General features: G+C 40.1%; 11 protein-coding genes. 1 reads left to right on the top strand and 10 read right to left on the bottom strand.

The genetic code is table 11. The features are described 5' to 3' along the window. Positions 1-61: 61 nt before the first annotated feature. From PUW25_RS26900 to PUW25_RS26875, 6 genes are all read right to left on the bottom strand, one after another. Positions 62-2,887: a DEAD/DEAH box helicase family protein gene (locus PUW25_RS26900; protein ID WP_205055039.1), complete on the bottom strand. Its 2,826-nt coding sequence runs from the start codon at positions 2,885-2,887 to the stop codon at positions 62-64. Further along, positions 2,884-3,525 carry a hypothetical protein gene (locus tag PUW25_RS26895; protein ID WP_090727338.1) on the bottom strand — a complete coding sequence of 214 codons (642 nt, stop codon included), beginning with the start codon at positions 3,523-3,525 and terminating at the stop codon, positions 2,884-2,886. Before PUW25_RS26895 ends, PUW25_RS26900 begins: the two co-directional genes overlap by 4 nt. A 34-nt stretch (positions 3,526-3,559) precedes the next feature. Further along, positions 3,560-4,603 (bottom strand): DUF6094 domain-containing protein, encoded by a 1,044-nt coding sequence (locus PUW25_RS26890; protein WP_090727336.1) that lies wholly within the window; start codon positions 4,601-4,603, stop codon positions 3,560-3,562. Between the two features lie 67 nt (positions 4,604-4,670). Next, complete coding sequence (locus PUW25_RS26885) at positions 4,671-5,837, bottom strand: DNA polymerase III subunit beta (protein WP_205055038.1); 1,167 nt, start codon at positions 5,835-5,837, stop codon at positions 4,671-4,673. Between the two features lie 196 nt (positions 5,838-6,033). Then, complete coding sequence (locus PUW25_RS26880; RefSeq protein ID WP_205055037.1) at positions 6,034-6,837, bottom strand: LytR/AlgR family response regulator transcription factor; 804 nt, start codon at positions 6,835-6,837, stop codon at positions 6,034-6,036. Positions 6,838-6,853: 16 nt separating this feature from the next. Continuing rightward, positions 6,854-8,548 carry a sensor histidine kinase gene (locus PUW25_RS26875; protein WP_205055036.1) on the bottom strand — a complete coding sequence of 565 codons (1,695 nt, stop codon included), beginning with the start codon at positions 8,546-8,548 and terminating at the stop codon, positions 6,854-6,856. A gap of 160 nt (positions 8,549-8,708) precedes the next feature. Between PUW25_RS26875 and PUW25_RS26870 the strand changes: the two genes are divergently transcribed. Next, complete coding sequence (locus PUW25_RS26870; protein WP_205055035.1) at positions 8,709-9,182, top strand: hypothetical protein; 474 nt, start codon at positions 8,709-8,711, stop codon at positions 9,180-9,182. Positions 9,183-9,362: 180 nt separating this feature from the next. On the opposite strand, the gene PUW25_RS26865 is transcribed toward PUW25_RS26870, so the two are convergent. The 4 genes from PUW25_RS26865 to PUW25_RS26850 all read right to left on the bottom strand — a co-directional run bounded on the left by PUW25_RS26865 (position 9,363) and on the right by PUW25_RS26850 (position 12,224). Next, complete coding sequence (locus tag PUW25_RS26865) at positions 9,363-9,602, bottom strand: hypothetical protein (RefSeq protein ID WP_205055034.1); 240 nt, start codon at positions 9,600-9,602, stop codon at positions 9,363-9,365. Between the two features lie 16 nt (positions 9,603-9,618). Next, on the bottom strand, positions 9,619-9,948 hold the full coding sequence (locus tag PUW25_RS26860) for a hypothetical protein (protein ID WP_205055033.1): 330 nt from the start codon (positions 9,946-9,948) through the stop codon (positions 9,619-9,621). Positions 9,949-10,271: 323 nt separating this feature from the next. Then, positions 10,272-11,522, bottom strand: a complete 1,251-nt coding sequence (locus PUW25_RS26855; protein WP_274338797.1) for a toprim domain-containing protein — start codon at positions 11,520-11,522, stop codon at positions 10,272-10,274. 327 nt (positions 11,523-11,849) lie between these two features. After that, positions 11,850-12,224, bottom strand: a complete 375-nt coding sequence (locus PUW25_RS26850) for a DUF2750 domain-containing protein (RefSeq protein ID WP_205055031.1) — start codon at positions 12,222-12,224, stop codon at positions 11,850-11,852. Positions 12,225-12,485 lie beyond the last annotated feature (261 nt).

Below are 12,485 nucleotides of genomic sequence, written 5' to 3'. Positions count from 1 at the left end.
CCTTTTTTTTATAACGATTTTCTGTATTATCAAACTCATTTTCAGATCACTGATTCGAGTTTCAAAATTTGAAAGCTATCTGGCCAGCTCCCACGTTGTATTTCTTCTTCGTTTTGGCAGCTGGTTTATTACCTTCGACCACAAGTCTAATTTTCTCCTGTTTCGATGTAGACTGCTCATGAACAATCTTATTCGTCAAGTTGAAAACCCATCGACGAAAATCAATCGCATCTCTTGGTGCTTTTGAACAATCCCAGCTTAGAACCGTAGACTCAGCACTGCAGGAGAACTCTAAGCCCTCTACACCTTGCTTTACTCGCTCCACAACATATTTTATTTGTTGCTCAAATCGTGAATGAAGATCAGCTGGTATAGACTCATCTGCCCATTTAAGGAGTACTTCTTGCAGGGATCCCGCTTCAATAACATCTACTGAAGGAACTTCCACCTCAACAAAATCACTGGAATTGTCGTTAATAGTATCTTCCTGTACCAAAGCTTGTACCGAAGATTCCGGAATAAACTGAGTCGCATATATAGTCATCTTGCCCCAAATGGACTCAGCACTTTCCACACCTTCGATATTATTACCAACAAAGCGTTTCGCCAATTCCGTAGCAAGGCTCCCTCCAGAACCTTCAGTAAGAGCTGATAAGCCTTCCTGGGAAAACTGACCTTCTAAGGCTTGGGCAGCGCTCATTTTGGCTGCCATAAGATTAATGGCCAGCTCCTGCATTGTCCCCTGATATGAGTTGTAAACAGTAAGACATTTATTCGGCTGACCTATCCGCCAATGCCGTCTTGATGCCTGCCGCACAATATTCAGACGGTGCCCAGTCTGATAGAAATAAAGTGAAGGAAACATCAATAAATCAAGGCCAGTGCTGACCAGGATTGGATTCGTCAGTATTACCTGAGCACCTTCCCTTACCCTTTCGGCAATCCACTCTTCTCGATCTGGTCCCTTTACCTCTGTTCCAAGTAGGGCTGTCTTTATCCCTCTTTCTTCAAGTAACTGAGAGAGTCGCTGCAGAGTACCCATTTTCCCCGTATAAGTCGCATAAATGCCTACCCTTCGCCCGAGCTTTAGCTGCGATCGGACAAACTTGATCATCTGAAGCTCCTTAGGATATAATAGGCGCTCACTAAGCCGGTAACTATCCGACACTATGCATTCTCCTGTATCCGGATGAAGGACACCTTCGAAATTGAAAGGGACATCTGAATAACTCAAAAGTGTATTCACAAGGCTCCCTAGAAGTACCGACTGGCCACCTGCAGCGAGCTCTTTTTGCACAGCTTCTCGCAGACGATTTTCGACTTCAGTCAGATTTTTTCTGAGATACCAATCCGGCGCAAGTAACCTCATTTTCTTTTCAATCTTTCTCTTTCTACCTGGTCGTCGAACAATTTGGGTTTTGCAGCTTATAAGTCTTCTTTCACCCTCAAGAGGAACACTCATCGGTCCTTCTTTGAGTTCCGGCAGGACTTCGAACATATCAGCCATCTGTATAAAAACTGCAACGTCACTGAGTATGTCCGTGAAGAGCTGCGGTGCGGCAGCCGGCAACTCCTTAACACTTGTCCTTTTCGACTTCCCGTTACTAGAGCTGTTCAAATCTCCGTCATCACGTATTTTAGTGACCCTTTCCCGTACACCGTACAAATCGACCCACTTTCCTACGTCTCCCCAATTAAAGCCCATCTGCTTCAGACGAGAGGGAAACATCCGGAAAAACAATTCGAATAAGGAAGAAGCATAACCATTGGACAAAGTTCCGGTCATTGCGATCCCTCGTTTGGCACAATTCAAAAATACATGAAAAGCATGAGCTTGAGCGCTCCCTCCTGCTAACTCATGGCATTCGTCACCGATGGCCAGGTCAAATTTGCCTTTAAACCAACGCTTAAACAAATCCGCAGGAGATACTTTTCGTGGCGCCACCCCAGCAACCGGTTTCGGCTTACCAGATATATATGATTTTTTCGAATTCTTCGCCTGCCAAAGTCTTGACCCACAAATACGGGTCTCGTCCTTGTCGGGATCTACATTTTTATAGAGGCGTACTTGATTAGAACAGTACAAGTTCGTTTTTCTACGCGTAGGCTTTCCATGCTTATTAAAAAAGTCCTCATACTCCATCGGTACAAGACTGTCCTCTTTCTCTTTCATTAATTGTCCACCACAATCGGGGCATCTCCATCCGCGAAAAGCAACCTTTTCAACAGTTCGAACTGTCCCATCATTGTTTTGAAACTGCTGCTGATATGTACGGTCCGACCAATGTGCAACCGGTTCGTAAATATAACCTAGTTTAGCAGTATCCCTTGCAATGATGTAAACCTCAATTTTTTTAGGTTTCGTCTCCAATCTTCTGCTATCTCGGAGCTTGATAACGTCAATATAGTCTGATAGAAAGTGAACCTCAAACAGATCCTTATCTAGCAGAATACCCCATTCCCGCTTCGTCTTCTTTATCAGATGATTTGGGACCATATAAAGAACCCGTCCAGATTTTTTCTGGAGTAATTCTGTGATTAGGGAATAAAAAACTGAGATAGAGACGGATGTTTTCCCTGTTCCAGGCTCACCAATAACTAAGAGATTACGATGACGCTGAAACCCCTTAATTAATGCAGTTACGACGTGAGCTTGTGCTTGAAATAATGGACGCTTAAGGTTCTCTAACAACTGGAGTGGTTTATTTTGACCTGGATGATGAACTGGTACATATTCATCGTTAAGACGTCTAATCAGGTCTGCTCCAAATAACCCTAAATAATCCCCAATAGATTCCACATCGGAAAGAGAGGAAACCTTTTTCTCTTCCAGAGCAGGGTCAATTGCCTCAATCACCACATTGCTTATTTCTGAAGATTCACTCATGAAACGGCCTCCCCATTTATATCCTCAACCAGTTGAATTGCCCCTGTTCTGAGTCCATAAGATATATACTCATCCAATATTTCCTCTCCAGCGAGCAGCTCAAAAGCAACCAGGTTTTGATAGTCTCCCGTGTAATCATATACATCAAGTTGAACGAGATAACCATCCTGGAATAGCCGAAGATATAAGTAAGGGATCCACTCTTCTAGCATTGGCGTCTCATAGTAAGCATCGATTGCCCAGAAAAGTCTTTCGTGTATATTGCCATCCCATGCAAAAATACAATAACCTTGGTCCTGGCGCGATAAAACTCTTTCACTGGCAACAATTCCGGTAACCAGCGTCTCATCTTCGCGCTGTGAGAGATGCTTGTATTTTCCATAGGGTTTAATATAAAAAGAGGATCGATCATACCCTTTCTCTCCAATACGCGGTGCATGATAGAAACGAAAAGTTACATCTTCTGCTTTCTTGGCATGATGAAATTGAGCAAAAACTGCCTGCACACGCGAATCAATATCTATAACATTCGTATAAATGAGATAATTATTTTTAGTAGTTGAATCATACTTTGTCACTAATAGTGAGCAATGAACCTTCACATATATGTCCTTATGAGTAAACTCCATAAATTTCATGGTCTCTATTCCCCCTCATTTGCTTTCTAAGATGTTAGCTCTGAACCGTTCGAATATTTCCAAACCGGTCCACGATACGAAAGGTAATCTTAAAGGTTTCCCTTGTCGTCTCTATGGTCTCATCCCCGACTTTTTCAATTTCCGTAGTAGCATCCTTCTTCACAATGCCTTTTAGAACGTGAAGAAGTTCTCCGCTGCCAACTTTTCCGTTTAATCGGCCTGAGGCCATTCTTAGGACCCTATGCATTTCTTTATCCGGAAGGAGCGGCTGCAGCTTCAAAGCAGGTGCTTTAGGTGTCGTCCATTCCATGCCTCTTCGTGACAAAGATGAATGGCAAGAAACGACCCTGAGCTGGTCTACGTCCATGATTATCGATCTGAAGTATTTTGGAGTGACGTTCCCTGCCGGCACTTTATAAATAGGATCTATTGCTTCAGGTAACCGACTAAGTACAATTCCTTCAGCAACTAATCCAAGTATTCTTTGTACTTCCGGTCGATCAATGAACTTTACAGATCGTTTACGACCGAAAACATATACTTGACCGTATGTATCGTCATGAGATTGATAAACATTAATCTCATCCAGATTAGTGACTAGCAAATTGACAATATCCTTAGTCATACGTCGCCTCGGAATGTTATAGATAAGTATTCCGTCAACCGCCAAGTACTGAATGATGTGCCGAAGGAACACCTTTTCTTTACGCTCTCGCTTGCTCTCCTCTGATTCCGAATCATCATCATAGGGAGGATTTAAGTATATGAGCCTGAAGTAGTCCTTAGAGATACGGCACTGTTCATAGCCTCCAAAACATGCTTGGTGTACGCGCTCTCGGAGCTCCAGGTACTTCTCTTCATTAGGTTCCACACCAAACGTTACAGCCTTTGAACCTTGTGTAAGAATCTCCATTGCACGGCCACTTCCTGCACAAAAATCCGCAGCTGAGAACGGCCGATCAGGAAATTGTAATAGTTTTCGTACGCAGTCCATATCTCGATCAGTTGTCTCAAAGTTACCCATACGAATTTTGTTTCTAATAATTCGATCAAACATGCGCTTCATGTTATCGGACATATTTATTAACCCCCAATAGAAATTAGAAGAGCCGCGCATGCGCAGCTCTCTTTTATCTTGATATTTATTACCTCACGGGTAATACAACGTTCAATACCGATGGATCTCCATCATACGTAATATATGATGGAGTACTCTGACCTGTAATGTTAAATAAAACATCGTTCACATCCCGGTCACTGGCTGAAAGGGCATCCCTCAGATATCGAGCATTGAACCTGATCATTCCCATACTTTTATCTACAACGGAGCCTTCAATTGACTCTACAATCTCACCTGTGTGGCTTTCCGATTTAACAACCAGCTCTCCGTTATCTCCATGTAAAAAATATACACGATGATTTTCGGATTCTAGCGATAACATCCGGTTCAACGTCTCGTCGAGGCGCCCAAGCGGAATCCTTGCAAGACAGGACTGCTCAGGCATCTCACAGAGTTTCGCAATATCAGGATAACTTCCCTCAACTAGCCTACCAAAGTACACTGAATTGCTGCTACGGTCTCTTAAAATTAAATGATGATCCGTCACTGCAAAATCAATTCTTTCAGAGGTTCTAAAAGTATCTACGATACTTTTGAAATTTATAGCATCGATAACTCCACCACGAAACTCGTCTGGATTTGGTATCTTTACGTCAGAAACGAAATCATATATCCGATGCCTATTCGTCGCGGTAAATCCAAGCTTATCCTCTACTTTGCGGATATTAATACCGCAGAGAATAGCAGTACTGGAATCAGTTGAGGCAAAACGCTGGGCTGCAGCACCCTTTCGCAGGGCATCCATTGGAACCGGCACAAACTTTACTCCGGCCACTGACGGCAGCTGAGGATACTCGTCCGGATCCAAGACCTTAAGCGATGCAGAACCATTGTTCCCGTACGAGATACGTACAGAGGCCTCATTTACACTGAACGATAGCGAACCGCTTGGCAAACGTTTTACAAGTTCTATTCCTTCTCTTGAAGGAAATAGATAGCTCCCATCCTGATTTCCTGTATTCTCTACCTGCAGTTTCACAATAACCGATTGGGAATCGGACATTGCCGTAACGAAAAGAACATCTTTGTTTAAATCAAACTTAATACATTTCAGTATTGGAACAACGCTGCTTCTCGGCACTACCTTAGAACAAGTCGTTAATACGTTCATAATCGCTTCATGATCAACGGTAAACGATACTCCCTCTGCCTTAACTGCCGTAGTAACACGTTCTTCCACTGCTTTTGCCATTTCTAAATTCCTCCCAGTTTTTAAGCACAAAAAAAGCCGTGAAGAAACAAAAAAACACACCTCTGGCGTGTCTTTGTTCTCCACGGCAATTCATGCCTCATATTTATGTTCCCTAAATTGGGTTACTCGCTCACCTACCGAAATGATAGCGGTGATGAAAAATAATGGTAAATCGTAATACCATCATTATATTAATTCAATTGGTTCCCTGCAAGCTTAACCAGCCATCAATGTTCATCCTATTCTTCAGTTCAGATTGTCGTTGTAAGAATTCTTCATAGTGGTTTCTAGAAAGTAAGATAACGGCAACAGAATTCTGCAATGAGATCAGATAGTTTCCTTTAGTGACTGGATCTGCCCTTACCTCCTCCACACACAACATGTTTACGAGAAAACTCCGATGTGGACAAAAAATAATCCTCGATGTCTGATCCAATATTTTTTTTAAAGGTGTTCTTGTTTCAATGATTTCTCCATCTTTGAGATGAATCTTTATCCATTTTGTATCGTTAATCTTCTCGACGAAAAGTATCTTTTTCTCGTTTACTAGTAGATCACGTCTGTTAGACATAACAGTGATCATGTTTACATCCTCATTCTGTCTTGTACTTAAGATGTTCTCTGCACTCAACTGTATAACAGCTTTATCTATCGCCTTTTTTAGGCGTTCAAAGGTTACGGGTTTCAGGATGTAATCAATGCTATCCAAATCATAGCTCGCTAAAAGATGTGTAGGATTCCCAGAACCCGTCACAAAGATCATTTTTGAGTTATTCCCGCTTTCTCGAAGTATACGAAATGCGGATAATCCATCCAGCTTCTCGAGTCCGATATCAAGGAGAACAATGTCCGGTCGGTATATTGCGCAGCTTTCAATCAAACGTGAACCCGAACTTACCATGTCTACGACGGTATGTCCCATCTTCTCGACATATAATTTTAATTTTCCTCGTTGGACAACTCCATCTTCAGCTATAATAATTGTAAAATTTGTTTCCATTTTTGCACCTCTTACTCTATTCCCTTAGTTTACTCTGTTCCGTCGGTAGCAACACATTAAACTGGATAAAACCTTCTTCCGTAAGCTGACAAATAATGCTTCCTTCGTTACGTTTTACCCTCTCATTAACAATGCTTAGCCCAATTCCAGTGCTGTTTTTTGTAGTCTTTCTTGGAAGGAACATTTGCTTAATCATGGCAGGAGATAGGTGTTGGCTCAATTTGTTTTTTATAAAAAATCGGAATACATCGTTACGTATTTCTCCATTAAGCACAACCAGTCTTTGATCTGGACTTAACTTCATCACCTCCTCAAATGCGTTATCCAATAGGTTTCCGAGGATTTTTACTACGTCCATTTTCCTACTTCCTAAAAGAACTAATTTTGATTCAGTTTTATTTAGAATTTCAAACTGAAAATCGATATTCTTAGCAGTTGCCTGAGACATCTTAGATAGAATTAACACTGCAATTTCCGGCTGCCCAATATCAATTATCTCGTTGATAGTTGATGTCTCTTCAACTATCTCATTGATATATTCTTTTGCCTCATTATAAAATCCAAGTTCAATAAGACCATGCAGGGTATCCAAATGATTGTTTAAGTCATGCCGTTGACCTTTCACCTCGACCCACAAATGATCGATATTACCCTCAGCTTTTTCATGCTCATTCGTAACAGAACGACCTGGATATTTAGACAACTTCAGTACAGCCCACCCGAATAATAGACTTATGATCGTTACTTTTGTTAAAAGAATCCCGTACTTAGAAATAAGACTGTTCAATACCGGATTCGATATTTCCATGTTGCCTGTGATGCTAATAATAAACGTATATCCATCAACGACACCTGGGTAGAAAGTTTTTATGACACGTTGGCCGTTTATTACGTCTTCATAAGTTGTATAATCCCCCGTTAATGCAGCTCTTTGCATGTGATCTATATCCCTAGAACTCGCAAATGAGTTTGATCCTAAAAATATATCCTCCTCTGTAGGATTAGTTCCTCTAAGAGGGGAAGTCATAGTTAGCTCTCTATTTACAGAAGGTTCGATAACATCAATCCAAAACAACGCGGTTATATCAAGTAATTCCCCCTTATGGTCTTGGAGAATGTTATTTACGTATGTATCTACGTCCATCTCTTGATTAACTAAAAAATAATATCCATTATCTACATAAGGATTGATAATATAATCCGCTTCTCCGTCATAGTAATAACCATGTTTATGATGAGTCTCAGAATTAATAGACTGCACAGGTGGCTTAACAGACCAATAGGGATCGGACATCGCAGTATCACATGTATCACAATCACTTAACTTCTTACCTATCCGGGATGCATCTGAAGAGAGTACAACAGTATAATCCCCCTTTACTAGTGCAATTAATGAAATCACACTGACCTCTAAACGACTCGCTAAATCCTTCAACTGATCATTTGTAACATCTTTATACTTTATCGGTAGACTATTGCGTATTGCTATAGCTGCATTTCGTAAAGAATCCGATAATAGCGCATCGGAGATCTTAATAGTGCTGCTAAATTTGTCTATATCAGAAGAAATATATTCTGAAATGACCATCGTGTCACTTGACATATGATTTAAAAAGGTCTTTTTACTTATGTTATAGAAGATAAATAGATTTGTTAATAGGAAAATAAATATAGTTATTGCGGATAAAAACGCAAATTTTCTTTCAGGCATAAAAACATATCCTTCCTAAGTCCTGCCTCCTTTTACCTACATAATTTACATTTCAGGTCGTTTAATCTCCATTTTAGGCCATTAATATTCCACTGTTAACAAATTTGTTATAAACTTCAAGTAGAACGTTCGCAATCAGGCAAAAGGGGGGCATTATTCTGTGTCTTATATAGTAATTTACGAAGGAGATCGAGCTACGTCGAATGTTGTAGCTTACATACCTGCTCTAAACATGGACATCATCGGTGATACTTACGAAGAAGCACGTGAAATTACTCAAGAAATTCTAAATCATGAAATTTCATCGCTTATCGATGCTGGCAGCCTAATTCCAGACGATAACGCTAGTACCGAAACTCTTCTTATGGGTGGAACCAAGTTCCCTGTTTTGTATGAATCCAATAGAGATAAAAATCACTATACAGCTTATATTCCAGGATTCCGTATTCGAGTCCAAAGTCCATCTCTTGAAGATGTCAAAAGGAAAGCAAGAATCGTTCTACAAAATGAAGTAACGTACAGAAAAAATAACAATACAGCAACGCCAGAAGAATTTGTATGTATTGAGCGTGTTTCCACAGCTCAAGTAGTTATAAGTACTTCAGTTCCATTACGAACTTTACAAATATCCTAGCATATATTACGACTCTATTTATGGTATAAAGGTTAGAATTGTTGTCGAAAATAGTCATCTCAAAAAGTCAAAAAAGCGAGGACGTCTTGTCCTCGCTTTCATTCTTTTATAACCCGATATTTTGTTTAATGAGTACATTAGAATTGTCCCGGAATGAAACCTGGACATATAACACCGCTGCTACTCTTCAATCCATGGTTCGTGCAGCTCAACATAATTTTCTAATTCTTGTATCATTTCTTTCCGGTAAGCTCTTGATCCAGTGCCTGTGATCGTCCATTTCCTATTCGATGACTCAAGATTAACACTAAAACTGGCTTCCGCTTTTCCTCTATCATAATAGGACCTGCTGCCATCTATGGGCTCTAAAACCTCGACTTTAAACCAGCGCCGACCTACTTGTTTTATTTGAAATTGCATGCTATCTTCTCCTGACCTAAATGCTCAACTCTTTATCTGCCAACCAAGGGCTGATTCCCCTGTACAAAATGATTAAATTCCTCTGGTTTTTATCAGCAGCTTGCTTAGCGTAATCAATTGCATCTTTTTTGTAAGAGTGTTTACTTTCACTATAGAAAGTTGCATCGTCATCTCCACTATAATCCAGGAGGTTCTTGATATGTACATTCACATATTTACCGAGCTTATCACTAACGATGAATTCTACTAAAATATGTGGTCCGCAACTTATACAGATATCTTTTTTCTTTGTTAAAAAATCAGCATCTATATCATCGTAAAAGCCACATTTTATACAAGTTGGCATGTTTTTATCACCCTTTTATGCTTCTTTTATTTGTACCGATCCTACATAACCCGATAGTACGAACCAGTCTCGTTAAATCTGTAACATTGTGGCTCTAGATGACTACGTACTTTGTCATATAAACGTTGACCCGGACCGATAAAAAATCCAGATTCCTCTATAGAGCACTTTCGATTAAGAGTAGCTCAACATTGCTAAACTGCATCCCCTCTGCTTTAACCACTCCCTGATTTATTTTTGTTACGTCATCCACAGATTCTATTTTTTTCATATTAATGTTGTTCTTTCTATAGTTAATTTTGAACTCCCTGCCACACAAAGCCTTAACTCAATAAAGAAGACACCTGAGGAACATAATTTGCCCGCAGTAGATCATCAATTCCCTTTCCTAATGAAACGTCCCACATTGCAAGGCTTAGTGCCATATCGTTTTCTTTTGCAAAAAACTCTGCGCATAGCTCTAGAGAACGTTGTACTTCAGGAGTTGTAACTGCGTCGGCGTCAAAGGCTAAAACGACATGTTTGCAGCCGAGCTCCTTTAATGGTTCAAGGGCTAATCTAAAAGCTCCCGTTCCAGGAACGGCGAAGAACGGCTTTACCATTAGATCAGCTGCAAGATCTGCTTTTAGTGCTCCCTCTGTCACCCATACCTCTGAACAGTCGATAATATCGCTGGGATCCTCCCCTGTTTTCCAATATGGGAGACATGGATAAGGAAGAGCCAAATGAACCGGCAGTGGCCCCCCTATAGAAGCACCATTCATTTTAGATCCGCTGCTCCACCACCAGTACTTGGTACCCTGCTCAAGTTTTACACTGAAGACAAACTGACCGGACTTGGAATGACATATCTTCTTATCCTTTTCAGTAAGAATTACTTCAAGTGTTTTATCCTGGACTTGGAGTGAGCATTTAGCTCGTCTCAAGCCATTAGGAAGTGGCTCAACCTCCTCCATAATTTCACCTTTTATAGAACCCTGCATCGACAACTCGAGCGGTGGTTTATCTACACGAATTTGCCAGCCAGTGATTTCATTACGGATTGATCGATACGGAACCATTAGACCCGTATTCCCAGCTATCGTCCAGTATGCTCCATAGCGACCCTCAGCTGCAAAAAATCCTGGAACACCTAGTAAGTCATTTTCGCTGCTTAATCGCCCTATCATCCCTTTAGCGACTTTATAACGGTCCCTTTCTGGCATTGTCCGATATTCTCTCATTCGTATTGAGTCCTCGTCCATCATTCGGTCGCTACGTAAGTGACTTGCGTGCTTTGTAGACAGAGGGACTTCTTTAGTAAAGGTACGGTATACATGATTCAGATGGTCATTTGATCGCTTCTCTACCGCATTGGATAGCTCAATTTCAATTCGCTCCCGCGGTGCACTCTCCGTTAAATAATGTGTATATTGCCGACCAATATCTGAATCTTTGTATTTATCCGATGGTACTCGCATGCAATGAACAATGGTCTGATCCTTATTGATCGCACACCACCCTTTCTTTCCACAGATCGGGCACAGCGACATAATCTCAAACCAATCAGCATGTCTAGTTCTACGTAATCTCATGAATTAACCCCTTTCTTTATGAAACCTGTTGTTTTTAATCTCCTATGGGCATAAAAAAAGAGCTCATCTATCGATGAGCTCACAAAAATGGACGCAAAAAAAGTACATACTTATACCGCATGCACCAGCAATCCAACTATCTATTTGCCATTAATACAGCTACTCCCACTCCACCGAAATGTAAGACAGCAGAGAAAATTAATGTAATACATATCTGTTGGTTAGATTATAGCATTTAATATCAATAGAAAAAAGATATTTATATGTTTGTAATTATAAAAAGTCACCGATCATTATTTGATCGGTGACTTGTGTTACTCATCTAGATTAATATTTTTCTAATTCAGTCTCAATATCCTCGATCAAAGTGTTAACTTCCAGCACGGCTGAATCATCATTATTAAAGAAAATAGAAGGTTTGATACCATCTTCTTTTAATTGTGGCAAGAATTCTTCAATAAATCCACTTAGATCAATAGATTCAGCTTTATAATTCTTCCAATCCTCAATTGCACATGCCTCTGCAAATTCTTTCTTAGGCCAGAAAGGAAGTAATAAATTCCCGTTTGGGTCTGATGTTACAGCCCATCCGTTATCATACAGCCCCCATACTTCTTCATAATCAGCTACTTTTTTTATAAAATATTCGTATCGAACATTTGATGGTAAATTAATTACAGCCTCAAACTCTTTTTTATTCATTCTTAAAAACCTCCAAACTTATCTTTTCCTACCATATTTATCGTGTTTATGTTGTGCTAATTCATAACCTTTATTAAATATAATTTACTATGAAACATATTACTCAGTGAGTAATATATGGCAAGCAGTAGAATATTAATACATATACATAACATTTATCAATACATAAAATATACCATTTATTAGTTTCTGGATATTACATAGATTTATGGCAGGAAGACGCAAATATGTAGTTACTGGTCGAGTATCAAAATGTTTGAG

It is taken from the genome of Paenibacillus urinalis, from assembly GCF_028747985.1.
GTDB classification, from domain to species: Bacteria; Bacillota; Bacilli; order Paenibacillales; family Paenibacillaceae; genus Paenibacillus; species Paenibacillus urinalis.
The sequence above is the reverse complement of the archived record's forward strand: the minus strand, read 5'-3'. Positions and strand labels throughout refer to the sequence as shown.